The following is a 24,437-nucleotide window of genomic DNA, read 5'->3' on the forward strand; positions in this document are numbered from 1 at the left end:
CCAGCTTCGTTCGCAACTGGCGCGAGTAGCACTATGTCCTCTGACCTGTGGAGTTTTTCCCTTGGCACCTATGCCCTTCCCGGCGTGCAGGAGGCCTGCCTGCAACTGCAGGACAGCGGGGCCAATGTCTGCCTGTTGCTGTGTGGCGCCTGGCTTGGCCAGCGAGGCGTCCGTTGCGACGCTCAGCGTTTGCAGCAGTTGCAGGTGCTGGCGGCGCCCTGGCATCGCGACGTGATTCAACCCTTGCGCGACTTGCGCACCGGCTGGCGCCAGGCGGCCCGCGAGGACAGTGAGTTGAGCGCCTTGCGCGAACAGGTCAAGACCCTGGAGCTGGAAGCCGAACGGCAATTGCTGTTGCGCTTGCAGGAGCGGGTACGGCAATGGCAGGACTCTCAGGCAACGAGCTTGGAAGACTGGCTGGAAGGATTGGCGGCCGGAGCCGCCGAACGCAACCGCGACGCGCTGCAGGTGCTGCGCGTCGCGGTGACCGGCGCTTAGGAAGCGCTGGAGGGAGTGCCGGCAGCAGCCGGTGCAGGCGTGGCGGCAGGTGTGCTCGCCGGAGCAGCTGCAGACGCCGTGGGCGCCGGAGCAGCAGGTTTGGCCGCAGCAGGCGCAGGTGCAGCCGGCTTGGCCGCTGGAGTAGCGGTTTTGGTGGCGGCTGGCTTGGCGACCGCCGGCTTCTTCGCGGCAGGTTTTGCCGCTGGTTTCGCTGCAGGCTTGGCGGCTGGCTTGGCCGCAGGTTTCGCTGCCGATGCTGCCGCAGGCTTGGCCGCCGCCGCCGGTTTGCTGGCAGGCTTGGCCGCAGTTTTTGCCGGGGCTTTTGCTACCGCAGGTTTAGCGGCAGTTTTGCTCGCTGCCGGTTTGGCAGCAGCAGTTTTGGTGGCTGCTGGCTTGGCGACAGGTTTAGCCGCAGACGTGGCGGCTGGTTTAGCAGCCACGGGTTTGGCAGCAGGCTTGGCGGCAGCGGTCTTGGTCGCAACAGGTTTGGCAGCAGCAGGCTTAGCCGCTACGGGCTTGCTCGTCGCAGGTTTGGCGGCGCTGGCGGCAGCAGGTTTTTTCGCAGCGGGTTTGGCCGCTGGCTTGGCAGCGGATTTGGCAGGCGCCTTGGTCGCAGGCTTGGCTGCCGGCTTCTTCGCCGCCACCGCGTCCGGCTTGGCATCACGGGTGCTCAGTGCCTTGGCTACCGCTTCCTTCACACGGCCAACGCCTTGAGCCAACTTCAGGCTTTCCTGGGCATCGCGCTTGAGTTGCAGAATGTAGCTGCGGGTCTGGGCCTGACGTTCTTTCAATGCGTCCAGCAGGTCTTCGAGTTCCTTCACCGCGGTCTTGGCCTTGGCTTGTGCCTTGGCCTTGCCGGCCGCCGCGGCATCCTGCAATTTGGTGCGCGACTTGTGCAGTTTTTCCTGTGCCTTGCCTCGTTGTTTTTCCAGCTTGGCGAGCAGTTTTTCAGCATCAGCCAAGGCTTGGGAACAAGCGTTTTCCAAATGTTCGAGCAAGCTGCCCGACAACTGTTGGAGCAAATGCAACGGAGTATTTACAGGCTTCTTATTGGCCGACATGGTTTACCTCCTGGCTGACGTGAGTTGCGGCTCATACTAGACCTCTGCTGTTACCGCCGCTAGGGCATGTTGACAGTATCGAAAGCCCGGCGTTGCAGCCGACGGAAAATGTTCTTCGCCACCCTCGAAGTTGCTCAACAACCCGCCCTTTGTCGCTGGCATAATCCACCGCTACTCAGGCCGGAGAGTGCCCATGTCGCGTTACCTGTTTTTGTCCTTGTGCCTGTTCTTGCCCTTGGCGCAGGCTGCTGCCGAAGCACCGCCCAACGACGCTCATGATCTTGCCTACAGCCTGGGCGCGAGCCTCGGCGAACGGCTGCGCAATGAAGTCCCCGACCTGCAGATCCAGGCGTTGGTGGAGGGATTGAAAGCCGCCTACCAAGGCAAGCCGCTGGCCCTCAAGAGCGAACGCATCGAACAACTCCTGGCCCAGCACGAAGCGCAGATCAGCGAACAGTCGGCCCGGTCGCAGATCGAGACGGCGCTGGAAAACGAACGACGTTTTCTCGATCAGGAAAAAGCCAAGCCCGGCGTGCGTCAGCTGGCTGACGGCATCCTGCTGACCGAGCTGGCGCCAGGCAGCGGCAACAAGGCCAGTCCTAACGGTTCGGTCCAGGTGCGCTACACCGGACGCCTGCCTGACGGCACCGTGTTCGATCAGACACAACAGCCCCAATGGTTTCGCCTGGATAGCGTGATTGCCGGCTGGCGCATCGCCTTGGCACAGATGCCCACCGGCGCCAGATGGCGGCTGGTGATTCCTTCGGAACAGGCCTATGGCACCGAAGGCGCGGGCGATCTGATCGCTCCCTACACGCCACTGGTGTTCGATATTGAATTGCTGGGCGTGGCCGGCTGAATCGCAGAAACAAGAACGGCACGCCTGGGCGTGCCGTTTGCTGATGCTCGAACCTGGTTTCAGGCCTGAGCTACCGCGTCCTGCTTGTGGGCGTTGTGCAGCACTTCGATCAGGCAATCTTCCAGCTCGAAGCGTTCGTGCAACAGACCACCCAACTCCTTGAACTTCTGCGCCACACACTGACCCGCATCGCACAGATCGTTGAACGCCAGGAGTTTTTCGGTGATCACGTCGATACGCGGATAGAGGGTATCGGCCAGTTCAAGACCGCGCTTGTCGCCAAAGGCCTTGGCTTCGCTGGTCAGCTGTTCGTAGATTTCAAAATGTCCGGCGGAAACATAGTCCACCAGAATCCCGCAGAATTCCTGCAGCGGCTTCTTGCTCTCGCTCAACGCTTCTGGCTCGGCGCCCAGCGCATCATAGGCTCGAACCAGTTCGTGACGCTCCTGCAACCAGCGATCGATCAGCAGATGCACTCCACCCCAGCGTTCCTGAGCATTCTGACAACTTTCGAGCATGGTGATCTCTCTTCCCTTATGGGTCATGCCATCTGCCCGCCGCCCCCCTTGTTGGAGACTCTGGATCCGGTCGGACACAACAGCATCGAGCAACATAATTCCGGTGACAGGTGCGGGCCAGATTATGCCCGCTCGACAACAGCATCAAGGTACGCAGGAGATAAAGTTCATACAAGCGTTTAATCCGCGCCCTGCCTCCAAACACTGACTCAGGGCAACGCCTCAATCCGGCGTGCAGCCCGCGCCATACGCAGCAGGCGATAGCCGCTGAAGATCAGCATGATCAGGAAGAACAGCAGACTCCACTCGGGCAGGCTCATGTCCAGCAGCGTCCAGGTGACCTCGGCGCAGTCCGAAGTGCCCATGAAGGTCAATTGCAGCGCCTGCCACCAGGACAGCTGGCGCAGCATGAAAGGCATGTCCGGCAGACAGGCCAGGAGCTGCTCGGAAGGAATGTTCTGCAGCAACACATGACGCCCGGCGGTGATCACCCCGAGCAGGCCCAGTATCAGGTTGAGCCCCCAGTAGAGCGCTCGCCCCACACGCCCCGGTCCCTGCGCCACAGCCAGCAGGTTGACCCCGCCGAACATCAGCAGCAACAGGCGCTGCGCCCCCCACAACGGACAGGACTCAAGGCCGCCACCGGTTTGCAGGTTGAATGCCGCCCATGAGGCCAAGGCCCCCGCCAGGAACACCAGGGAGAACAGCACGCGGGAGCCGGCCAGCGACATGAGATATCCGTAACACAAAGAAACAGGCAGCCACGGTAGAGAAAGCGCTCGCGGCTTTCAAGAAGCGCTATGCCGCAGTCGATCGACGAGAGTCAGCGAGCAAGTGCTGCAACCCGGACCAGAAGACCGGTTGCCCATTACAGGCGACCGGCCCTTGCAGCGCTTCAGGCCCGCGCCGGGACCGGCAACGGTGATGCCAGCAGACGCTCGTCGAGCATGCCTAACCCCTCCTGGAACAGTTGGTTGCTGCGATCGGTATCGCCCAACTGTGCCAGCAACCGGGCCAGCTCGGCACAGGTTTCAGGGTTGCGCTGCAGGCGCAGGCTGCTTTCCAGATAGTCCCGGGCCTTGCCCCACAGACTGTTCTGCAGGCACAGACGCCCCAGGGTCAGCAGCAGACCGGGATCGTCAGCGTGCTCCTTCAGCCAGTGCTCGGCGGTCTGCAACTGACGAGACGGGTCGCTTCCACGCACCAGGCCGTAGAGCCGCGCCAGATGGCTTTCATACTTGCGCTTTATGGCGGTACGCAGCGCCTCTTCGGCTTCGGCACCGGCCCCCAACTGACGCAACTGCTCGGCGTAGGCCAACACCAGTTGCGGCTCCTGGCGTTGCGCCGAGGTCAGTTGTTGCCAGGCGCGATTGAGAGACTGCAAGCCCGCCACCTGATCCTCTTCACGACGTGCAGCCAGGCTCAGGTTCTCGCCCCAGGCCCGACGCTCCAGTTCCTGCAACTCGCTGGCCGGCAGCGCCTTGTCCTTGCGCAACTCGGGCAGCAAGCGGATCAACGCCGACCAGTCGCCACGCTGCTGATGCAAGCGCTGCAACTGACGCAACACCTGAACGCTGTGCGGATGACGCTCGTGCATGGCTTGCAGGGTGCTTAGGGCGCCTTCGGTATCGCCCCGGTCGGTCTGCAACTGAGCATGGCTCAGAGCTACCGCCAACTCCGCCTGGGGCTGCCGGGTCAGCGCCCGCTCCAGTAGCCGGTCGCACTCTTCGTAGTGGCCTTGCTCGTTGGCGGCACGGGCCGCACCGAGGTAGTACAGCAGCGGCTGGCGTTCGGCCTCGGCGGCACGGTACAGGTGCTTTTGCGCGCTGGCCCAGCGACCTTCGGCCAGGTCCATCTGGCCCTGCTCGATGGCGATCTGCACCCGGCGACTGCGATTGCGGCTCGACCAGGGATTGACCACGCCACCGGAAACCATCACCAGCTCGATCAACAACTTGATCCCCCAGATCACCAGCCAGACCAGCGCCACCAGGGCCAGGGTCGCCCACAAGCTCGATTCGTAGCGGAAGTTGCTGTAGGCGATCAGCACGTAACCTGGATGCTCGGCGATGGCCAGCCCCAGCAAGCCAATGGCGGCGATGACCAACAGCACAATCACGTAGGCGCGCTTCATGGGCTGGTCTCCTGGGCGGTGTTTGCCGCAGGTTTGGCCAGGGGCTTGATGGAGTCCTCAGCGTTGAGGTTGCGCCGCTCAAGATAGGCCTGGACCGCGCTCAGGGTCTTGGCCAGGTCTGGAGTGACCACGGTCACCGGCTGCTTGCTCAGTTCGGACAGGCGCTCGAGCATGATCTTGCTCTGCGGATTGTCCTGATTGAAGTTGCCGAGCAGCACATCCCGGGCCTCGGTCAGGGCCTGGGTATAAACCGGCGCCTGGCCATTCAAGGCCGCCCACTGGGCCTGCTCCAGCGCCAGACTCAGGGCCAGGCGCACCTGAGTCAGGCCCTGCCCCGCCAGCAGCGGTCGGATGTTCTTGTCGGCATTGAAGTCGATGCGGAAATAGCGGGATATCTGATCCCACCACTGCGCCCAGCGGCTCGCGCCATCACCGTCGGCGGTCAGCCCCAGCAACGATTCGCCGCGGTCCTTGTATTCCGGCGCCACCGCACTCAGCTCCAGGACCTGATCACGCAAGGCACCCAATTGCAGGAACAGGCCGGTGCGATCCGGCTGCTCGGTACTGCGCAAGGCCGCCAGGCTCTTGGCCAACTGTTCGCGAGCGGCGAAGGAGCCCGGGTCGTTCTGCTCACGCAGGATGTCGTCGGCGCCCTGGACCAGGGCCTGGGCACTGCTGATGTCCTGCAGAGCGGACAGACGCAGACTGGCCAGGCGCAACAGATGCTCGGCTTCCGCCAGTCGCCAGTCCTTGCGGCTGGCACCCAGCACGGTTTCCAGACGCTGGCTCAGACGCTGCTGATCACCTTGCAACTGGGCCACGAGACGCCGCCGGTCTTCCAGCTCGTCGGCGGGCGGCAACTGCTCCAGGCGCGCAGTCAGGCGCTGTTCACTGAGTTTGAAGCTCTGGGCCTGATCCCCCAGGGCCTGCAACTGACTCAGTTGCTGCTGGTGATTGGCTTGCAGGCTGCGCACCTGCCAGATCCCCCAGCCACCGGCCGCGACACCCGCCGCCCCCAGCAGCAGGGCCAGTAGCGCCAACCCGTTGCCACGACGCTCAACGGTTGGGGTCGTGGGCTCAGCAGGTGTTTCGGGCACCGGCTGGACTTCATCTTTAGGCAAGGCTGTTTCGCTCACGTATCCATCCTTTGCGTTAGAGAACGGGCACGGGTTGCTCCCGTAACGCCGTTAGCAAAGCCGCGGCACTGGCGCCGCGACAATCCACAACTTTTTCCGCCCCGGCGGCACGCGCCATGTCGGCGACCCGGGGGCTTGGAACAAACAACGGCATCTGCGCCAACTGCGGCCAGTGCGCTCCGGCCAGTTGCAGCAAATGGCTGAAACCCTGTCCACTGCTGACCACCAGCCCGTTCAAGCGTTCCCCCTGAATCCGCTCAAGCAGCGCATCCTCGGCGTAATGCGGCAGGCACCGGCGGTAGAGTTCCAAATAATCGACACTAGCACCAAGCTCACGCAAGCGCTCAGAGAGCAGCTCACGGCCGCCCTCGCCACGCACAATCAGCGCCCGGGGATCAGGCCGGCAGATAGCCTCGCGCAATTGGGGAAGGGCAAGCAAGGCTTCACTGTCATCGCCCGCGTGTGGATAAAACACCTGCAAACCGGCGTCCGCAAGGATCTGCCCGGTACCGGCGCCCACGGTAAACCAGCTCTGGGACGGGGGCTGCGGCCAATAGGCGCGCAGCAGTTTCAAGCCAAGATGTGCCGCCGGCTTGCTGACCACGATCAGCGCGCAGTAACGATCCAGTTCAAGCAGGGTCGCGCGTTGCGCGTCAGTGACGGGCAAGGCCTGAATCTCCAGCAACGGCAGGCTGCTACTGAACACCTGGGCGTCGGCCAGGATCGCGGCCAGTGCGGCGCAGTCCTCGCTCGGCCGGGTCAGCAGCAGGCGCCAGCCGGTCACTCCTGCTCCGCCTCGCCGTACACCGCGCGCAGGATGTCATCGGCGCCCTGCGCCAGCAGGTCGTCCGCCACTTGCACCCCCAACTCGGTGGCAGATGCCCTAGGGCCACGAGCCTCCGCGCTGAGCAGGCGGCCGCCACTGGGCTCGCCCACCAGCCCGCGCAGCCAGATCTGCTCGCCCTCAAGCACCGCGTAACAGGCGATCGGCACCTGACAGCCGCCGTTGAGGTGCTTGTTCAACGCGCGCTCGGCCATGACCCGGCTGGCGGTATCGGCATGGTGCAGAGGGGCCAGCAGAGCGTGGATTTCAGTGTCGGCACTGCGACATTCAATGCCGACCGCGCCCTGGCCACCGGCAGGCAGGCTATCGTCGACGCTGATCGAGGAGCTGATGCGGTCTTCGAATCCCAGACGGATCAGACCAGCTGCCGCAAGGATGATGGCGTCGTATTCGCCGGCGTCCAGCTTGGCCAGACGGGTATTGACGTTGCCCCGCAAAAAACGGATCTGCAGGTCGGGGCGACGGGTCAGCAACTGGGCCTGGCGGCGCAGGCTGGAGGTACCCACGACGCTACCTGGCGGCAACTGCTCAAGGCTTTCGTAGGTATTGGAGACAAAGGCGTCGCGCGGGTCTTCGCGCTCGCAGATGCAGAACAGACCCAGGCCTTCGGGGAAGTCCATGGGCACATCCTTCATCGAGTGCACGGCGATATCGGCCTGGTTTTCCAGCAGTGCGGTTTCCAGCTCCTTGACGAACAGCCCCTTGCCGCCGATTTTCGACAGGGGCGAGTCCAGCAGTTTGTCGCCACGGCTGACCATGGGCACCAGGGTCACCACAAGGCCCGGATGGGCCTCTTGCAGACGGGCTTTGACGTATTCGGCCTGCCACAAGGCCAGAGCACTTTTGCGGGTAGCGATGCGGATTTCGCGAGAGGACATGGATCAATCCGTACTGAATAGATACGGCAGATAATAACAGCTCAGCCAAAGCAGCTTTGACTTGTATCAGAAACGCAGCGTCCTCCCGACGCCGGGCCTGCCTAGATATGCGGGCAAATTAGTGCGCTAGAGCTGTTGCATCATCTTGCGCACGCCAGCTACATGGCGCCGACTGACGATCAGGGCATCGCCATTGAGCCCCTTGAGATACAGCTGGAAGTGCCCCAGCGGCGTGCGTTGCAAGCGTTCGATCCGCTCGCGGGCCACCAATGCATTGCGGTGGATACGCACGAAGCGATCACCGAATTCATCCTCCAAGGCCTTCAAGGGTTCGTCCAGAAGCACTTCGCCGTTTTCGTGACGCAAGGTCACGTACTTGTGATCGGCAATGAAATACACCACCTGAGCCAGGGGAATCAGCTCGATGCCCTTGCGGGTTCGCGCGCTGATGTGGCTGCGCGGACCGTTGCCGCTCTCCGCTGCCGGCCGGGTCAGGGCCGCCAGTTGCACACGGTTGGGCTTTTCAGCCGCTTTCAAGGCTTCGAGCAACAGCTCGGGGCGCACAGGCTTGACCAGGTGGCAGACACCACTGGCATTGAAGGCCTCAAGGGCGAATTCATCCGGAGCCGCACAAAACACCAGCGCCGGAGGCGTCTCGCGTTCGCACAATTTGCCGGCAACCTGCAGACCATCCAGACCCGGCATGCGGACATCGAGCAAGACGATATCCGGCTTCAGGCTGTCGATCAGGCTCAATGCCTCTTCGCCATTGGTGGCGCTGGGCTCCAGGACATTGTATCCCTCAAGCTCGCTGACCATCCGGCTCAGGCGCTCGCGGGCTAGGGGTTCGTCATCAACGATCAGGACATTCATATTGCGCTGGATTCCTGCGTGAGTCTCGCACATGGATAGCGTAGACAGGTGGAGTGACGTCCGTCACCGCGATCCACGCTAAGACTAGTGCGAAGGCCAAAAAGTGCCGCAAGTCGGGCACCAATATTTACCCGTACCTGCCCGATACCGCCCAAGGTCGGTGGCTGCGCGACGGTGCCGCAGGGAATGCTGGTATTCAACACAAAGCCCCCTCGTGACTGTGGTCGGCGTCCACCTGGTCCGCACCCGCCTCTTTTCATGGGCGGATTGCCAGAACCTGCGCGGAGTGAACTCGATGGACAGACCTACTGCGAACACGCGAGAGGGTGTTACGCAATTGTGCCGGTCCTCTTGTCCAACTGTAGACGGTTGCCAAGACGATATTGCTCAATCGACAAATATCGTTTGATCGATATCACCATCCGCACTCAAGCCCCCTTCCCCCGATGCGCCGCGGATTGTCCCGACGCCAGTCTCTGCGCCCTCACGGTCGGCGACAAGACATGCAGGGGCGCCCAGAAGAAAAAAGCTGCCGACCAGTGCCAGCGACAGCCGAGGCAACCCTGTTATCATCGGCGCCTGTTTTTACGCCATCTTCCTTCAGCAGATCACGAGCGAATTCATGAGCACTGACAAGACCAATCAGTCCTGGGGCGGCCGCTTCAGTGAACCCGTCGACGCCTTCGTCGCCCGCTTCACCGCCTCTGTCACTTTCGACCAGCGCCTGTATCGCCACGACATCATGGGCTCCATTGCCCACGCCACGATGCTGGCCAAGGTCGGCGTGCTCACCGACGCCGAGCGCGACAGCATCATCGACGGCCTGAAGACCATCCAGGGCGAGATCGAGGCCGGCAGCTTCGACTGGCGCGTGGATCTAGAAGACGTGCACATGAACATCGAGGCGCGCCTGACCGACCGCATCGGCATCACCGGCAAGAAACTGCACACCGGCCGCAGCCGCAACGATCAGGTGGCCACCGATATCCGCCTGTGGCTGCGGGACGAGATCGACCTGATCCTGGCCGAGATCACCCGCCTGCAAAAAGGCCTGCTGGAGCTGGCCGAGCGTGAGGCCGAAAGCATCATGCCGGGCTTCACCCACCTGCAGACCGCCCAGCCCGTGACCTTCGGCCACCACATGCTGGCCTGGTTTGAAATGCTCAGCCGTGACTACGAACGCCTGGTGGACTGCCGCAAGCGCACCAACCGCATGCCCCTGGGCAGCGCCGCGCTGGCCGGCACCACCTACCCGATCGATCGCGAGCTGACCTGCCAGCTACTGGGCTTTGAAGCCGTGGGCGGCAACTCCCTGGACAGCGTGTCGGACCGCGATTTCGCCATCGAATTCTGCGCCGCCGCCAGCGTGGCGATGATGCACCTGTCGCGCTTCTCTGAAGAACTGGTGCTGTGGACCAGCGCGCAGTTCCAGTTCATCGATCTGCCGGACCGTTTCTGCACCGGCAGCTCGATCATGCCGCAAAAGAAAAACCCCGACGTACCGGAACTGGTACGCGGCAAGAGCGGCCGGGTATTCGGCGCGCTGATGGGCCTGCTGACCCTGATGAAGGGCCAGCCTCTGGCCTACAACAAGGACAATCAGGAAGACAAGGAACCGCTGTTCGACGCCGCCGACACCTTGCGCGACTCGCTGCGGGCCTTCGCCGACATGATCCCGGCCATCAAGCCCAAGCACGCCATCATGCGTGAGGCCGCCCTGCGCGGTTTCTCCACCGCCACCGACTTGGCAGACTACTTGGTGCGCCGTGGCCTGCCCTTCCGCGACTGCCACGAAATCGTCGGCCACGCGGTGAAGTACGGCGTGGAGAGCGGCAAGGACCTGGCAGAAATGAGCCTGGAAGAACTGCGCCAGTTCAGCGACCAGATCGAGCAGGACGTGTTCGCCGTGCTGACCCTGGAAGGTTCGGTGAATGCCCGTAACCATATCGGCGGCACCGCACCGGCCCAGGTCCGGGCTGCCGTGACTCGCGGCCAGGCCTTGCTCGCCAGCCGCTAGGCCGTCGCTGGTCAGCCTGCTGCCTCAGCAGGCTGACCAGTCACCCGCGCCGCCTTGAGCGCCGCTACTTCCTGGCCGCCACCATGGCCAGGAACTGCGGCATCGCCGCTTCTCTATCCGCCGCTACTCGCTGGGCATTGGGCAACTGCTCCAGACGCTCCAGCAAGGCTTTCGCCGCCGGCATTCCCTCCAGAAAGTCCACCCCGAACAGCTTGTGCCCGACCACCCGAGCCAGGGTCACGCTGTAAAGGAAATACAGATCCGCCACACTCAGGCTGTCACCGGCCACATAAGGCGCAAATTTGCCGTGCCGCGCCAGGGAGGCAAACCCTAGCAGCAACTCAGCCTTGGACTTTTCCTGGATCGCCGGGGCCACCGACATACCGAAGAACGCCTCGGGATAACAGGCCCGCGCCGGCAGCTCGATATACAGTTCGATCTCCCTGGCCAGCGCCAGCACCTGGGCCCGCTGGAATGGATCGCTGGGCAACAACGCCCGACCCGGCTGGGTGTGCTCCAGGTATTCGAGAATCACACTGGTTTCGTTCAGGTATCCGTGCTCGACCTCAAGTACCGGAACCTTGCCCCGTGGACTGATGGCCAATGCCTCCGGAGTCTGGCCACCGGAAAAAGGCACCTCTTCGAAAGGCAGGCCTTTCTCCAGCAGCGCCAGCTTGACCATGTTGTAGTAGTTGCTGACAGCGAAACCGTAAAGCTTGAGCATCACATAGCCTCCAGGCCGTGCAGGGGGTTGGCAGCATTTTTTATAGAGGCTCGATGCGCTTCTGGCCAGCAGCATCACCGCCCTGAATACGAGTAAACTGGCGACCTTTCCTTGAGGAGCCTGCCATGAGCGAGCCAACCGATATCGACAACGACGAAGAAGAGTTCGCCGAAAACACCCTGATCGAAGCGATCGAAAACCAGATCGAGAGCGACAACCCGCCGGCGGCCAAAGCCACGTTCAACAAACTGACCCTGGTGGGTTACGAACGGGAGGAAATCCTCAATCTGATGGCTCACGTCCTGGCCATCGAGATCGATGCGATTCTCGAGGAAGACCGCGCCTTCGATACCCAATGGTACGAAGCCGCCTTGCGCGCCCTGCCGCAACTGCCTCCCGAGAAGCCCTGAGCCCGCAGCACCGGAGCGCTGCCCACAGCAACGCTCCGGCACCGCGCTCGCGCCCCGACTACACTGGCAGCACCCTGCGGCCAAACGCCGCCACCCACAGGTACAAAAGTCCTCAGCGAACGCTGGACACGCCGCCGTTCTGCGGTCACCTTAAGAACGCTGACCTCTCATTCCTAGAAAGTCTGGAGTCCTTATGTCGTATACCCCTGAGTTGGTTGCCGAACTGGAAATCCTTGCACTCTTCAATCTGGACAACTCCCAGGAAGGCCTGAAAATCCATCAGACCGCTGCCCCTTCCGCCATTGCCGCTGCCCAACGCCTGTTTGACAAAGAACTGATTACCCAAGCCGATGGAGGCTACCTGACCAGTCTTGGCCGCGACGCCGCCGAACACGCCCAAGGCCTGCTGACCATCCTGAGCGTCAAAGAAACCGCCTGAACATCGCTCCTCGGCCTGCGGGGTTCCCGTCTGTCGGATTCCGTAGGCACCCTCCCGCCAATACGCTAGAAATCTGGCGTCAAAAAATAAATTGAGCTTAAGACTCGGCCCTGTCTGACGCTAAACTGCTGCCGTTCCGAACCCCGTCACCTTCGAGCTCCGCTTGAAATGCCCCATACCCATGAAATCCGTCCCGTTCTGGATGAAGGAATCGATCGCAAGGTTCTCAGCCAACTGCGCACGCGCTTCCTGACCGTCAATCAAGGACGCCTGGCTCGGGCAATGGAGGGATTGTCGGCGCGCCAGCAACTGGTCCTCAACCTGCTACCGCTGTTCTTTCACGTCAATCACCCGCTGCTGCCCGGTTATGTCTCCGGCGCCACCCCGGCGGGGCTGTCCAACTATGAACCCGATCCACAGGCGCTGGCCGAAGCCCAGCGCCTGACCCGATCCTTTTCCTACAAGCCGCGCCATGGCAACCCGCCGCGGCCGATTCACGGGCTGTTTCTCATGGGCAGCCTGGGCACCCTGGCCCAGGCCGACCAGAGCGATATGGATGTCTGGGTTTGCCACGCCGCAGACTTGAGTGAAACCGAGCTGGCCGAACTGCAGAAGAAATGCCAGTTGCTGGAAGCCTGGGCCGCCAGCCAGGGCGCCGAAGCGCATTTCTTCCTGATCGAGCCCAGCCGCTTTGTCCGTGGCGAACGTGACACCCAGCTCAGTTCGGATGATTGCGGCACCACCCAGCATTACCTGCTACTGGACGAGTTCTACCGCACCGCCATCTGGCTGGCCGGACGCACGCCGCTCTGGTGGCTGGTGCCGGTGTACGAGGAGTCCCGCTATGAGCGCTACATCCACATCCTGCTCTCCAAGCGTTTCGTACCCGCCGAAGAGAATCTGGACCTGGGCCACCTGGCACGCATTCCACCCGGCGAGTTCATCGGGGCCGGACTCTGGCAGCTGTTCAAGGGCATCGAATCACCCTACAAATCGGTACTCAAGCTGCTGCTGATCGAGGTCTACGCCAGTGAACATCCCAGGGTCCAGTGCCTGAGCCTGCGCTTCAAGCAGGCGGTGTTCGCCAACCGCCTGGATCTGGACGAGCTCGACCCCTATATCGTGGTCTACCGGCGCATCGAGGAATACCTCAAGGCCCGGGGAGAGCCGGAACGACTGGAGCTGGTAAGACGCAGCCTGTACCTCAAGGTCAATCGCAAGCTCACCCATGGCAATGGCGCCCGCAGCCCGAACTGGCAGCGGGCCCTGCTGGAACGCCTGGCCAGCGAGTGGGGCTGGGACCAGCGCCAGCTGGCCCTGCTGGACAGTCGCAGTCAATGGAAAGTGCGCCAGGTCAGCAGCGAGCGCCGGGCCCTGGTCAACGAGCTCAACTACAGCTATCGCTTCCTGACCCAGTTCGCCCGCACCGAGCAGGCTGCCAGTCTGATCAACAAGCGCGATTTGAACGTGCTGGGCCGACGCCTGTACGCCGCCTTCGAACGCAAGGCCAGGAAGATCGAGTTCATCAACCCCGGCATTGCCCCGGACCTCGCGGAGGACACCCTGACCCTGGTGCAGTCGCCGAACAAGAAAGAACCGGGACAAACCTACTGGGGGCTGTACAACGGCAACCTGACCGCTCTGGAATCGGAACATTTCGCCCCGATCAAGCGCAGCCGGGAACTGCTGGAACTGCTCACCTGGTGCCATCGCAACGGGGTGATCGATAGCAGTACGCGCCTGGCTTTGCACCCTGGCAGCAGCGATCTGAGCGAGTTCGAACTGTTCAACCTGCTGGGCAGCCTGCAGCAGACCGTGGCCCTGCCGCTGGCCACGGTGGAGGACGACCAGCTACTGCACGCCAGCGTACCCGGCGAGGTATTGATTCTGGTGAATGTCGGAGTCGACCCCCTCAAGCACCACCGCGACCTGAACATCCTCATGACCACCGAACGCACCGACTCCCTGAGCTACGCCGGGGTCCGGGAAAATCTGGTGCTGACCCTGGATCAGGTCACTCTCAATAGCTGGAACGAGGTCATGGTCGAGCGCTACGACGCCGAGCACGCACTGCTCGATTGCCTGCGCGACTACCTGAACAGCCTGCCTGCCGGGCCCCAGCCGCGCCTGAGGGTCCGCTGCTTCTGCCACAACCGCGCGCAATTCATCGCCCGGCGAGTGGAGGAGCTGTTCGAAACCGCGCAGCACTTGTTGCTCAGCCAGCTCAACTACCGCTACCTGATCCAGGTGCAGCAGCACTATCACGTCCTGGAACTGGTGGCCGGCCAGGTCCGGCACAAGGCCATGGCCCATCCCGCCGCACTGCTGGAATACCTGGGCCAGGAACAGGCCTGCTACAGCCCCTTGCACCTGGACCCAATGGCCCTGGAAGATCACGACCTGGCGCTGATCCTGCCCATGGGCCAGCCCGGCTGCATCCAGGTGTTCTACCGAATCGTCGACGAGCAGGCCGAGCTGTACCTGCTCGATGAGCACAATGCCCTGTGGCAGCAAACCCTGCCCTATCACGACGAGCAAAGCCTGCTGGTGCCACTGCAGCGTTTCCTGCAGTCGATTCTCTACCGTCGCGACGCGCTATTGCCGATGAGCAGCAGCCCAGGCGAGAAACCTTTGGACACACTCTACTTTCAGATATTGCCCTCGGGCAGCGGCCGAGCACGCCGGGTAGAGCCGCGCCCGGCGCCGCCGACGCCGGTCGACAAAGCCTTTTATGACGTGCAGGCGATCATCGGCAAGGCCGCACCGGGTCAGGTGCAAGTCTCGCTGTACTGCAATCAACGGGAGTTTTCCGAGCTGGAACATGGTGATCAGCTGTTTGGCGCAGTGGCTCAGGACATCGTCGCCCAGCGCCGCGAACCGCAGCGCTATCGCTGCTACATCACCGACCTGGATCTGTCCGGCCTGCTCGGCGATGGACAAAGCCCGAGCATTCTCTACCTGCGTTACAAGGCCAGCCTGGAGCGCGCGCTGAATGACGCGCTCGAGCAGGTCTAGGCGCGATCAGAGGTGGTAGTCGCCGGCGGCTTCCGGCTGGTATTCCACTTCCAGTAGCGTCAGCTTCAGGGTCTTGCCGCCTGGAGCCGGCCAGTCGATGTATTGACCGACCTGCAGGCCCAGCAAGGCGCTGCCCACTGGCGCGAGGATCGAAATCTTGCCCTCGTCGGCATTGGCGTCCTGTGGATAAACCAGAGTCAGGTGATAGTCCTTGCCGCTGCTTTCTTCACGGCAGTGCACACGCGAATTCATGGTGACGACACCGGCCGGAACTTCATCGTGACCCACCAGCGTTTCGGCACGATCCAACTCGGTTTGCAGTGCAATGACGCCTGGCAGCGAGTCGTCCAGGCTGTCGATCAGACGCTCCAGACGTTGTACGTCAAGGCGGGTAAGGATGATGGATGGTGCAGTACTCATGATCCTGGCTGACTCCTATTTTTTCTGCACAAAAAAGCAAAACCCCGCCAAATAAGACGGGGTTCTCACCGGCCTCGATGTAGCGAGGCGAAGCCGGACACTATCACAGCACACTGAATAAACAAACCGTACAAGTACGAACCTAGCGGCCCTCCGCGGCCACGCTCTGCTTGCGCAGCAACGCCTGGGCGCAGATCACTCGCCGGCGCTGATCATCGGCCGAGCGCCATTCGCGAATGTCCTCCACATGACGAAAGCAGCCGCGACAGACCTTCTGCTCATCAAGACGGCACAGGCTGATGCACGGCGAACTCACCGCCGGACTGACGTTGCTGTAGAGAGGCTTGGGCGGGCGCACGGCAGCGGGCTCGGTCACGATCTCAAAGCCCTTCGAACTCAAGCTTGATGTCCGCCTGTTCGAAGACGATGCGTTCCAGCATCTCGCCCAACTGCTCCTCGCTCTTGTCGCACATCCAGCGTTCGCTTTCCTCGTCGTAGTCGAAGTGGAAACCACCGGATCGGGCCGCCAGCCACAGTTGGCGCAGAGGTTCCTGGCGGCTGAAGATCACCTGGCTGCCGTTGTCGAACTTGACGGTGAGCACACCGGCCGAGTTTTCCAGGTCGATGTCCAGGTCGCTCTCATCGAAAATATCCTCCAGCGTCTGCTGGGTAGCGTCCACCAGGTCGTGAAAACGGGCTTCGGTCAAACTCATTGCGGGAACCTCGAATAGTGTCTACTCACGCTCAAGCGCCGCAAGATACGGGCGCTCCCCGGCGAATGCAAAGGATACCGAACAGGCGGACAAATGCGACGCCCATTGCGCCGCCAGCCATCCAAACTCCCTGAACGGGGCCTGGCAAAGGCCCGCTGGACGGGAGTTACGCTGCATAGGCAAGCTGCCGGGTGGCCGGTATACTCGGGCGCAATTTACGCATTCTCAAGGATTTCGCCATGAAGCGCCTGATCTCTTCCCTCGCTGCGCTCGTCGCGGTTGCCTGCCTTGTTACTGCCTGTGGCCAGAAAGGCCCGCTGTATCTGCCTGATGACAGCAAATCCCCTGAAGAGCAGGCCAAGTCGCAATCGAAGTCGCACAAGCACGACACCTACTAAGGGCTCACCATGGACGCTTTCAACTACCGCGACGGTGAGCTGTTCGCGGAAGGCGTAGCCCTGTCCGCCATTGCCGAGCGTTTCGGCACGCCGACCTACGTCTATTCCCGAGCACATATCGAGGCCCAGTACCTGGCTTATGCCGAGGCGCTTGCCGGCATGCCGCATCTGGTCTGCTTCGCGGTAAAGGCCAACTCCAACCTGGGCGTGCTGAATGTCCTGGCCCGCCTGGGCGCAGGGTTCGATATCGTCTCCCGGGGCGAACTGGAGCGGGTCCTGGCCGCTGGCGGCCAGGCCGACAAGATCGTCTTTTCCGGTGTCGGCAAGACCCGTGACGACATGCGTCGCGCCCTGCAAGTCGGCGTCCATTGCTTCAACGTCGAATCCGCCGAAGAACTGGAACGCCTGCAACAGGTGGCCGCCGAGCTGGGAGTTCGCGCGCCGATATCGCTGCGGGTCAACCCCGACGTCGACGCCGGCACCCACCCCTACATCTCCACCGGACTCAAGGAAAACAAGTTCGGCATCGACATTGCGACGGCCGAGGATGTGTACATCCGCGCCGCGCAGCTGCCGAACCTGGAGATCGTCGGAGTCGACTGCCATATCGGCTCGCAACTGACCACCCTGGAACCCTTCATCGACGCCCTCGACCGCCTGCTGGAGCTGGTGGATCGCCTTGGCGAATGCGGCATCTATCTGCGCCACATCGATCTGGGTGGCGGCCTGGGCGTGCGGTATCGCGACGAAGAACCACCACTGGCCGCCGACTACGTCAAGGCCGTGCGCCAGCGCCTGGACGGCCGTGACCTGGCCCTGGTGTTCGAACCGGGCCGTTTCATCGTCGCCAACGCCGGCGTGCTGCTGACCCGGGTCGAGTACCTCAAGCACACCGAACACAAGGATTTCGCCATCGTCGACGGCGCCATGAACGACCTGATCCGCCCGGCGCTGTACCAGGCCTGGATGGACGTCAGCGCCGTGCAACCACGCGACGCCGAACCCCGTACCTACGACATCGTCGGCCCGATCTGTGAAACCGGCGACTTCCTCGCCAAGGAACGCTCCCTGGCCCTGGCCGAGGGCGACCTGCTGGCGGTGCATTCCGCTGGCGCCTATGGTTTCGTCATGAGCTCGAACTACAACACCCGCGGCCGTGCCGCTGAAGTGCTGGTCGATGGCGACCAGGCTGTTGAAGTGCGTCGCCGCGAGACGGTGGCCGAGTTATTCGCTGGCGAAAGCCTGCTGCCGGAGTAAGACCATGCTGCTGCGTTTTACCAAGATGCACGGCCTGGGCAATGACTTCATGGTTCTCGACCTGGTCAGCCAGCACGCGCATATTCTGCCCAAGCACGCCAAGCAATGGGGTGATCGCAACACCGGGATCGGCTTCGATCAGTTGCTGATCGTCGAGGCCCCGAGCAACCCGGACGTGGATTTCCGTTATCGGATCTTCAACTCCGATGGTTCCGAAGTGGAACAGTGCGGCAACGGTGCCCGCTGCTTCGCCCGCTTCGTGCTGGACAAGCGCCTGACCACCAAGCGCCAGATCCGCGTCGAGACCAAGAGTGGCGTGATCGAACTGGACGTGCGCAACGACGGTCAGATCAGCGTCAACATGGGGGCGCCACGCCTGGTGCCGGCGGATATCCCGTTCCAGGCACCGGCCCAGGCCAACAGCTACACGCTGGACGTCGATGGCGTCCAGGTCGAGCTGGCCGCCGTGTCCATGGGCAACCCCCACGCCGTGCTGCGGGTGGATGACATCAACAGCGCGCCGGTGCACGAGCTGGGGCCGAAGATCGAGCATCACCCGCGCTTCCCGGCGCGGGTCAATGTCGGTTTTCTCCAGGTGCTGGACCGTCAGCGCGCGCAATTGCGGGTCTGGGAACGCGGCGCCGGGGAAACCCAGGCCTGCGGCACCGGTGCCTGCGCAGCAGCAGTGGCCGCGATCAGCCAGGGGTGGATGGATTCGCCACTATTGATCGACCTGCCAGGCGGACGCCTGTCCATCGAATGGGCAGGTCCAGGCCAACCGGTGATGATGACCGGCCCGGCAGTACGCGTATACGAAGGACAGGTGCGTCTTTAAGTGAGCGAAACCCATGACTGATCAGCCCCAGGCTCCCGCCGCAAAGCCCGACCCAACGCCTTCTGCCGACCTGGACGCAGCCGCCGTCGCTGCGTACCTGGAGGCCCATCCGGACTTCTTCGTCGACCACGACGAGTTGCTCCCGGCCATGCGCATTCCGCACCAGCGCGGCGATACCGTGTCGCTGGTGGAGCGACAGATGAAGATCCTGCGCGAGCGCAACATCGAGATGCGCCATCGCCTGTCGCAACTGATGGATGTAGCCCGGGACAACGACCGCCTGTTCGACAAGACCCGCCGCCTGATTCTCGCGCTGATGGACGCCAGCAGCCTGGAAGAAGTGGTGATGAGTGTCGAGGACAGCCTGCGCCAGGACTTCCAGGTGCCCTTCGTCAGCCTGATCCTGTTCAGCGACAACGCGATGCCGGTGGGTCGCTGGGTCTCGGCGGCCGAAGCCCAGGGCGCCATCGGCGGCCTGCTGTCTGAAGGCAAGAGTGTCAGCGGCAACCTGCGCGAACATGAGCTGGACTTCCTCTTCGGCGAAGAACAGCGCAAGCAGATCGGCTCCACCGCGGTGGTCGCCCTGGCGCATCAGGGCATGCATGGCGTCCTGGCCATTGCCAGCCGTGATCCGCAGCACTACAAGAGCTCGGTCGGCACCCTGTTCCTCAACTACATCGCCGAAGTCACCGGCCGGGTTCTGCCGCGCTTCACCCACTCGCTACGCTCGGTACGCTGACCATGCAGCAGCAGCTGGATGCCTACTGCGCGCACCTGCGCAGTGAGCGCCAGGTGTCGCCCCATACCCTGCTGGCCTATCGACGCGACCTCGACAAGGTACTGGGGTTTTGCGAGAAACAGCAGGTCCGCAGCTGGACCGACCTGGATGTCCAGGGCCTGCGCAGCATGATCGCCCGCCTGCACCAGCAGGGTCAGTCGTCCCGCAGCCTGGCACGCCTGCTGTCCGCAGTGCGCGGGCTCTATCACTATCTGAACCGCGAAGGGCTGTGCGATCACGACCCGGCCAACGGCCTGGCGCCGCCCAAGGGCGAGCGTCGCCTGCCCAAGACCCTGGACACCGATCGCGCCCTGCAACTGCTCGATGGCGCAGTGGAAGATGACTTCCTGGCCCATCGCGACCAGGCGATCCTGGAGCTGTTCTACTCCTGTGGGCTGCGTCTTTCCGAACTGACCAGCCTTAACCTTGAGCAACTGGATCTGGCGGACGGGCTGGTGCAGGTGCTGGGCAAGGGCAGCAAGACCCGCGTGCTGCCCGTGGGCAAAAAGGCCCGGGAGGCCCTGGCCCTGTGGCTGCCACTGCGTGCCCTGAGCAACCCGCCGGACGGAGCCCTGTTCGTCAGTCAAAAGGGCCGGCGCCTGGGGCCGCGCGCCATCCAACTGCGGGTCAAGGCCGCCGGTGAGCGCGAGCTGGGGCAGAACCTGCATCCGCACATGCTGCGTCATTCCTTTGCCAGCCACCTGCTGGAATCGTCCCAGGACCTGCGCGCCGTGCAGGAGTTGCTGGGGCATTCGGACATCAAGACCACACAGATCTACACCCACCTGGACTTCCAGCACCTGGCAGCGGTCTACGACAGCGCCCACCCTCGGGCCAAACGCAACAAAGGCGGTGAGTAATGACCATCAAACTGATCACCTTCGACCTTGATGACACCCTCTGGGACACCGCTCCGGTGATCGTCAGCGCCGAAGCCACCCTGCGTCAGTGGCTGACCGAGCATGCACCGAATCTCGGCGGCGTGCCGGTGGAGCATCTGTGGGCCATTCGCGAACGCGTGCTGCTCGAACAACCGCACCTCAAGTACCGGATCAGCGCCCTGCGCCGCCAGGTGCTGTTCCATGCCCTGGAAGAGGCCGGGTACGAGCACAGCCAAGCCAGCCAGCTGGCCGATCAGAGCTTCGAAGTATTCCTGCACGCGCGGCATCAGTTGGAGATCTTTCCCGAGGTGCTGCCGACCCTGGAAGCCCTGGCCAATCACTTCGCCCTGGGGGTGGTCACCAACGGCAATGCCGACGTGCGCCGCCTGGGCCTGGCGGACTACTTCAAGTTCGCCCTGTGCGCCGAAGACATCGGGGTCGCCAAGCCGGATGCCCGGCTGTTCCATGAAGCCCTGCAGCGCGGTGGCGCAACGGCCGATACCGCCGTGCATATCGGCGATCACCCGGGCGACGACATTGCCGGCGCCCAGCAGGCGGGCCTGCGTGCGATCTGGTTCAACCCCAACGGCAAGACCTGGGAAGCCGAGCGCGCGCCAGACGCCGAGATCCGCAGCCTGATTGAACTGCCACGACTGCTGGCCAGCTGGAAATAAGGCAGCGGCTTGCAGCCTCAAGCCTCAAGCCTCAAGCCTCAAGCCTCAAGCCTCAAGCCTCAAGCCTCAAGCCTCAAGCCTCAAGCTGCCAGTTTCGGGACCCGGCTTTCAAACCTGAAGCTTGTAGCTTGCCGCTTGAAGCTGCTTTTCTTCCGCCCATGAAAAAGCCCGCAGCGACGGCGGGCTTTTTCAGCAAGCAAGTAGCAAGGCTCAGATAGGCCGGCTGCCGTACTTGTTATCAGGCTTCTTGGGCGGATCGGCGACCACATTGGCCTCGACTTCCTGCACTTTACCGCCACGGGCCAGGAACTCTTCCATGGCACGCGCCAGTGCATCACGCTCCTTGTTCTTGGCTTCGACACTTGGCAGCTCGTCTACCGAGACAGCAGCCTTGGCCTTGCCTTTGGCGGTCGGAGCAGGAACATCACTGCCATCGTCTTCCACCACATCGTCGGCGGCCGCTTCAAGACCTTCTTCGGTATCGTCTTCGTCACCTACTTCGAGGTCGTCGTTTTCCAGATCATCGTCGCTCATGTTCTACCTCATGACTTGCGAAAAGCAGATTAGTTATAGCCCAGCTGCGCCGACTGTCGAAGGCCGCCGGAAAAAAATCAACGTCCACTGATACTCAGCGGCTTATGCCCTATCACCCTGCAGGGTGGCAAGGACTTTGCGAGCACCGCCATGATCGCGATGCTCGCCCAGATAAACACCTTGCCAGGTGCCTAGCGCCAAGCGTCCCGCCGCTACCGGCAAAGTCAGCTGACAGCCTAGCAAACTGGCCTTGAAGTGCGCCGGAAGGTCGTCTTCGCCTTCGTCGTCATGTTCGTACCCGGCCATGCCTTGAGGCACCAGGGTGTTGAAGAAACGCTCGAAGTCACGCCGGACCGCCGGATCGGCGTTCTCGTTGATGGTCAACGAGGCCGAGGTATGTTGCAGCCATAAATGCAGCAGACCAACCCGACACGCCCTCAACTCGGGCAGGCCGGCGAGCAACTCGTCCGTCACCAGGTGAAAGCCCCGGGGCCTGGCCCGCAGGGTAATCAGGGTCTGCTGCCACATACCGATCTCCACGCTTCGGCGCGCATTCTAGCGCGCTCAGTGAAAAAACAAAGCGCCGAATAATCCTGCTTTGGTGTAAGCATTTGTCCTGCCGGAAATTGCCACGACAAACACGCCAATGCTTGTCGGAAAATCCTTTCAGCCGTTCTCGACGACAAATGCCAGGCAAAAAAATGCCCGGCCGGAGCCGGGCTTTTTTCCTACGCGATTACAGGTTGTAACCACGCTCGTTGTGTTGCGCCAGGTCGAGGCCGACTGCTTCTTCTTCCTCGGTGACACGCAGTCCCATGACCGCATCCAGGACCTTGAGGATGATGAAGGTGACGATTGCGGTGTAGATCACCGTGAAGCCGACGCCCTTGGCCTGGATCCAGACCTGTGCCGCGATATCGGTGACGGTGCCGAAGCCGCCCAGGGACGGTGCAGCGAACACGCCCGTGAGGATCGCCCCGAGAATACCGCCGATGCCGTGAACACCGAAGGCATCCAGGGAGTCGTCATAACCCAGCTTGCGCTTAAGGCTGGTGGCGCAGAAGAAGCACACCACACCCGCCGCCAGGCCAATGATCAGGGCACCCATCGGGCCCACGGTGCCGGCGGCCGGGGTGATGGCGACTAGGCCGGCCACCACGCCCGAAGCGATGCCCAGCGCGCTTGGCTTGCCGTGGGTCATCCACTCGGCAAACATCCAGCCCAGGGCGGCGGCGGCCGTTGCGATCTGCGTGACCAACATGGCCATGCCGGCGGTGCCGTTGGCGGCCGCCGCGGAACCGGCGTTGAAACCGAACCAGCCGACCCACAGCATGGCCGCGCCCATCAGGGTGTAGCCCAGGTTATGCGGCGCCATGGGGGTGGTCGGGAAGCCTTTGCGCTTGCCCAGCACCAGGCAGGCCACCAGCCCGGCGATACCGGCGTTGATGTGGACCACGGTGCCGCCGGCGAAGTCCAGCACGCCCCAGTCGCCCAGCAGAGAACCCGGGCCGCTCCAGACCATGTGGGCAATCGGCGCGTACACCAGGGTGAACCAGACGCCCATGAAGATCAGCATCGCGGAGAACTTCATCCGCTCGGCGAAGGCACCGACGATCAGCGCCGGAGTGATGATGGCGAAGGTCATCTGGAAGGTGACGAACACCGCCTCCGGGAACAACGCCGTCGGGCCGGTCAGGCTGGCCGGGGTGATACCCGCCAGGAAGGCCTTGGACAAGCCGCCCACGAAGGAGTTGAGATTGACGACGCCGGCTTCCATCCCGGTGGTATCGAACGCCATGCTGTAGCCATAGATGAACCACAGGACAGTAACCAGACCGGTGATGGCGAAGCACTGCATCATCACGGAAAGAATGTTTTTCGAACGCACCATGCCGCCATAGAACAGCGCCAGCCCGGGAATGGTCATGAACAGCACCAGGGCCGTGGAGGTCAGCATCCACGCGGTGTCGCCGGAGTTGAGCACTGGAGGGGGCACTGGATCTGCCGCCAAGGCCAGGCCAGGCATTACGAGGGACAACAGGGCTCCTAGCCCCGCGAATTTACGCAGAGTCATATTGTTTTCTCCTGGGGCGTTGGGTTTGGCGGCTTAGATGGCGTCGGTATCGGTTTCGCCGGTACGGATGCGAATAGCCTGTTCCAGATTGACCACGAAGATCTTGCCGTCACCGATCTTGCCGGTGTTGGCGGCCTTGGTTATCGCCTCGATAACCCGGTCAAGATCCTTGTCGTCAATGGCGACATCGATCTTCACCTTGGGCAGGAAATCCACCACGTACTCCGCACCGCGATACAGCTCGGTGTGACCTTTCTGCCGGCCGAAGCCTTTGACCTCAGTAACGGTAATGCCCTGCACGCCGATTTCGGACAGCGACTCGCGCACGTCGTCCAACTTGAACGGCTTGATGATGGCAGTGACTAGCTTCATGAAACTCTCTCCCGAATTGGTGGACTTGCCCCAGGAAAACAAACCCGACTCAAGTCTAAGCGCAGTGCCTGGCTTTGTAACGCATCGTCGGCCTT

At 62.6% G+C, this 24,437-nt stretch carries 28 protein-coding genes; 12 read left to right on the top strand and 16 right to left on the bottom strand.

Annotation, left to right across the window (positions count from 1 at the left end; all coding sequences use genetic code 11):
• The first annotated feature begins 33 nt into the window (after positions 1 to 33).
• Entirely contained in the window at positions 34 to 498 is a 465-nt protein-coding gene (locus BLV47_RS22040) for a TIGR02444 family protein (protein ID WP_092317475.1), read from the top strand.
• Here BLV47_RS22040 and BLV47_RS22045 read toward each other — a convergent pair.
• Positions 495 to 1,559, bottom strand: coding sequence for an AlgP family protein (locus tag BLV47_RS22045; RefSeq protein WP_092317478.1), 1,065 nt, complete (start codon positions 1,557 to 1,559; stop codon positions 495 to 497). The genes BLV47_RS22040 and BLV47_RS22045 overlap by 4 nt on opposite strands.
• Before the next feature lie 193 nt (positions 1,560 to 1,752).
• On the opposite strand from BLV47_RS22045, the gene BLV47_RS22050 reads away from it, so the two are divergent.
• Complete coding sequence (locus tag BLV47_RS22050; RefSeq protein WP_092317481.1) at positions 1,753 to 2,418, top strand: FKBP-type peptidyl-prolyl cis-trans isomerase; 666 nt, start codon at positions 1,753 to 1,755, stop codon at positions 2,416 to 2,418.
• Between the two features lie 59 nt (positions 2,419 to 2,477).
• Here the strand turns inward: BLV47_RS22050 and BLV47_RS22055 are convergent, their stop codons facing one another.
• The 7 genes from BLV47_RS22055 to BLV47_RS22085 form a co-directional block, all read right to left on the bottom strand.
• Complete coding sequence (locus tag BLV47_RS22055) at positions 2,478 to 2,936, bottom strand: Rsd/AlgQ family anti-sigma factor (protein ID WP_060841672.1); 459 nt, start codon at positions 2,934 to 2,936, stop codon at positions 2,478 to 2,480.
• A gap of 209 nt (positions 2,937 to 3,145) precedes the next feature.
• Positions 3,146 to 3,667: a disulfide bond formation protein B gene (locus tag BLV47_RS22060; protein ID WP_092317484.1), complete on the bottom strand. Its 522-nt coding sequence runs from the start codon at positions 3,665 to 3,667 to the stop codon at positions 3,146 to 3,148.
• 164 nt (positions 3,668 to 3,831) lie between these two features.
• Complete coding sequence (locus BLV47_RS22065) at positions 3,832 to 5,070, bottom strand: heme biosynthesis protein HemY (RefSeq protein ID WP_092317488.1); 1,239 nt, start codon at positions 5,068 to 5,070, stop codon at positions 3,832 to 3,834.
• On the bottom strand, positions 5,067 to 6,206 hold the full coding sequence (locus BLV47_RS22070) for a uroporphyrinogen-III C-methyltransferase (protein WP_092317491.1): 1,140 nt from the start codon (positions 6,204 to 6,206) through the stop codon (positions 5,067 to 5,069). Before BLV47_RS22070 ends, BLV47_RS22065 begins: the two co-directional genes overlap by 4 nt.
• A gap of 16 nt (positions 6,207 to 6,222) precedes the next feature.
• A complete protein-coding gene (locus BLV47_RS22075) occupies positions 6,223 to 6,990 on the bottom strand; it encodes a uroporphyrinogen-III synthase (protein ID WP_092317494.1) in 768 nt (255 codons plus the stop codon).
• Positions 6,987 to 7,928: a hydroxymethylbilane synthase gene (hemC, locus tag BLV47_RS22080; RefSeq protein WP_092317497.1), complete on the bottom strand. Its 942-nt coding sequence runs from the start codon at positions 7,926 to 7,928 to the stop codon at positions 6,987 to 6,989. Before hemC ends, BLV47_RS22075 begins: the two co-directional genes overlap by 4 nt.
• A 126-nt stretch (positions 7,929 to 8,054) precedes the next feature.
• Positions 8,055 to 8,801 (bottom strand): LytR/AlgR family response regulator transcription factor, encoded by a 747-nt coding sequence (locus tag BLV47_RS22085; RefSeq protein WP_092317500.1) that lies wholly within the window; start codon positions 8,799 to 8,801, stop codon positions 8,055 to 8,057.
• Positions 8,802 to 9,423: 622 nt separating this feature from the next.
• Here BLV47_RS22085 and argH point away from each other — a divergent pair.
• A complete protein-coding gene (gene argH / locus BLV47_RS22095; protein ID WP_092317506.1) occupies positions 9,424 to 10,818 on the top strand; it encodes an argininosuccinate lyase in 1,395 nt (464 codons plus the stop codon).
• Positions 10,819 to 10,882: 64 nt separating this feature from the next.
• On the opposite strand, the gene BLV47_RS22100 is transcribed toward argH, so the two are convergent.
• Positions 10,883 to 11,542 (bottom strand): glutathione S-transferase family protein, encoded by a 660-nt coding sequence (locus BLV47_RS22100; protein WP_092317509.1) that lies wholly within the window; start codon positions 11,540 to 11,542, stop codon positions 10,883 to 10,885.
• Between the two features lie 125 nt (positions 11,543 to 11,667).
• Between BLV47_RS22100 and BLV47_RS22105 the strand changes: the two genes are divergently transcribed.
• The 3 genes from BLV47_RS22105 (at position 11,668) to BLV47_RS22115 (ending at position 15,406) form a co-directional block, all read left to right on the top strand.
• A complete protein-coding gene (locus tag BLV47_RS22105) occupies positions 11,668 to 11,952 on the top strand; it encodes a hypothetical protein (RefSeq protein ID WP_092317512.1) in 285 nt (94 codons plus the stop codon).
• Between the two features lie 193 nt (positions 11,953 to 12,145).
• Positions 12,146 to 12,391 (top strand): TIGR02647 family protein, encoded by a 246-nt coding sequence (locus BLV47_RS22110; protein WP_016966944.1) that lies wholly within the window; start codon positions 12,146 to 12,148, stop codon positions 12,389 to 12,391.
• 168 nt (positions 12,392 to 12,559) lie between these two features.
• Positions 12,560 to 15,406, top strand: a complete 2,847-nt coding sequence (locus BLV47_RS22115; RefSeq protein WP_092317515.1) for a class I adenylate cyclase — start codon at positions 12,560 to 12,562, stop codon at positions 15,404 to 15,406.
• 6 nt (positions 15,407 to 15,412) lie between these two features.
• Here BLV47_RS22115 and rnk read toward each other — a convergent pair whose 3' ends face one another.
• The 3 genes from rnk to cyaY all read right to left on the bottom strand — a co-directional run bounded on the left by rnk (position 15,413) and on the right by cyaY (position 16,539).
• Positions 15,413 to 15,826 carry a nucleoside diphosphate kinase regulator gene (rnk, locus tag BLV47_RS22120; protein ID WP_011064182.1) on the bottom strand — a complete coding sequence of 138 codons (414 nt, stop codon included), beginning with the start codon at positions 15,824 to 15,826 and terminating at the stop codon, positions 15,413 to 15,415.
• A gap of 142 nt (positions 15,827 to 15,968) precedes the next feature.
• Positions 15,969 to 16,202 carry a DUF1289 domain-containing protein gene (locus BLV47_RS22125; protein WP_092320554.1) on the bottom strand — a complete coding sequence of 78 codons (234 nt, stop codon included), beginning with the start codon at positions 16,200 to 16,202 and terminating at the stop codon, positions 15,969 to 15,971.
• Positions 16,203 to 16,206: 4 nt separating this feature from the next.
• Positions 16,207 to 16,539 carry an iron donor protein CyaY gene (cyaY, locus tag BLV47_RS22130; RefSeq protein WP_092317518.1) on the bottom strand — a complete coding sequence of 111 codons (333 nt, stop codon included), beginning with the start codon at positions 16,537 to 16,539 and terminating at the stop codon, positions 16,207 to 16,209.
• A 239-nt stretch (positions 16,540 to 16,778) separates the two neighbouring features.
• On the opposite strand from cyaY, the gene lptM reads away from it, so the two are divergent.
• From lptM to BLV47_RS22160, 6 genes are read left to right on the top strand one after another with little or no spacing between them, the layout of a single operon-like run.
• On the top strand, positions 16,779 to 16,937 hold the full coding sequence (lptM, locus tag BLV47_RS22135; protein ID WP_082729310.1) for an LPS translocon maturation chaperone LptM: 159 nt from the start codon (positions 16,779 to 16,781) through the stop codon (positions 16,935 to 16,937).
• A gap of 9 nt (positions 16,938 to 16,946) precedes the next feature.
• On the top strand, positions 16,947 to 18,194 hold the full coding sequence (gene lysA, locus BLV47_RS22140) for a diaminopimelate decarboxylase (RefSeq protein WP_092317521.1): 1,248 nt from the start codon (positions 16,947 to 16,949) through the stop codon (positions 18,192 to 18,194).
• A 4-nt stretch (positions 18,195 to 18,198) separates the two neighbouring features.
• The gene (gene dapF / locus BLV47_RS22145; RefSeq protein WP_047306595.1) at positions 18,199 to 19,029 is read left to right on the top strand and encodes a diaminopimelate epimerase; all 831 of its coding nucleotides are present in this window, start codon (positions 18,199 to 18,201) and stop codon (positions 19,027 to 19,029) included.
• Positions 19,030 to 19,042: 13 nt separating this feature from the next.
• Positions 19,043 to 19,768 (top strand): DUF484 family protein, encoded by a 726-nt coding sequence (locus tag BLV47_RS22150; RefSeq protein ID WP_092317524.1) that lies wholly within the window; start codon positions 19,043 to 19,045, stop codon positions 19,766 to 19,768.
• 2 nt (positions 19,769 to 19,770) lie between these two features.
• Complete coding sequence (xerC, locus tag BLV47_RS22155; protein ID WP_092317527.1) at positions 19,771 to 20,667, top strand: tyrosine recombinase XerC; 897 nt, start codon at positions 19,771 to 19,773, stop codon at positions 20,665 to 20,667.
• On the top strand, positions 20,667 to 21,362 hold the full coding sequence (locus BLV47_RS22160) for an HAD family hydrolase (RefSeq protein WP_092317530.1): 696 nt from the start codon (positions 20,667 to 20,669) through the stop codon (positions 21,360 to 21,362). Before xerC ends, BLV47_RS22160 begins: the two co-directional genes overlap by 1 nt.
• 210 nt (positions 21,363 to 21,572) lie before the next feature.
• On the opposite strand, the gene sutA is transcribed toward BLV47_RS22160, so the two are convergent.
• The 4 genes from sutA to glnK all read right to left on the bottom strand — a co-directional run bounded on the left by sutA (position 21,573) and on the right by glnK (position 24,342).
• A complete protein-coding gene (gene sutA / locus BLV47_RS22165) occupies positions 21,573 to 21,896 on the bottom strand; it encodes a transcriptional regulator SutA (RefSeq protein ID WP_016965454.1) in 324 nt (107 codons plus the stop codon).
• Positions 21,897 to 21,998: 102 nt separating this feature from the next.
• Positions 21,999 to 22,424 (bottom strand): secondary thiamine-phosphate synthase enzyme YjbQ, encoded by a 426-nt coding sequence (locus BLV47_RS22170; RefSeq protein WP_092317533.1) that lies wholly within the window; start codon positions 22,422 to 22,424, stop codon positions 21,999 to 22,001.
• A gap of 208 nt (positions 22,425 to 22,632) precedes the next feature.
• Positions 22,633 to 23,970, bottom strand: a complete 1,338-nt coding sequence (locus BLV47_RS22175; RefSeq protein ID WP_047306599.1) for an ammonium transporter — start codon at positions 23,968 to 23,970, stop codon at positions 22,633 to 22,635.
• A gap of 33 nt (positions 23,971 to 24,003) precedes the next feature.
• Positions 24,004 to 24,342, bottom strand: a complete 339-nt coding sequence (gene glnK / locus BLV47_RS22180) for a P-II family nitrogen regulator (protein ID WP_002555808.1) — start codon at positions 24,340 to 24,342, stop codon at positions 24,004 to 24,006.
• Positions 24,343 to 24,437: the final 95 nt, after the last annotated feature.

The organism is Pseudomonas saponiphila, from assembly GCF_900105185.1.
GTDB lineage: Bacteria > Pseudomonadota > Gammaproteobacteria > Pseudomonadales > Pseudomonadaceae > Aquipseudomonas > Aquipseudomonas saponiphila.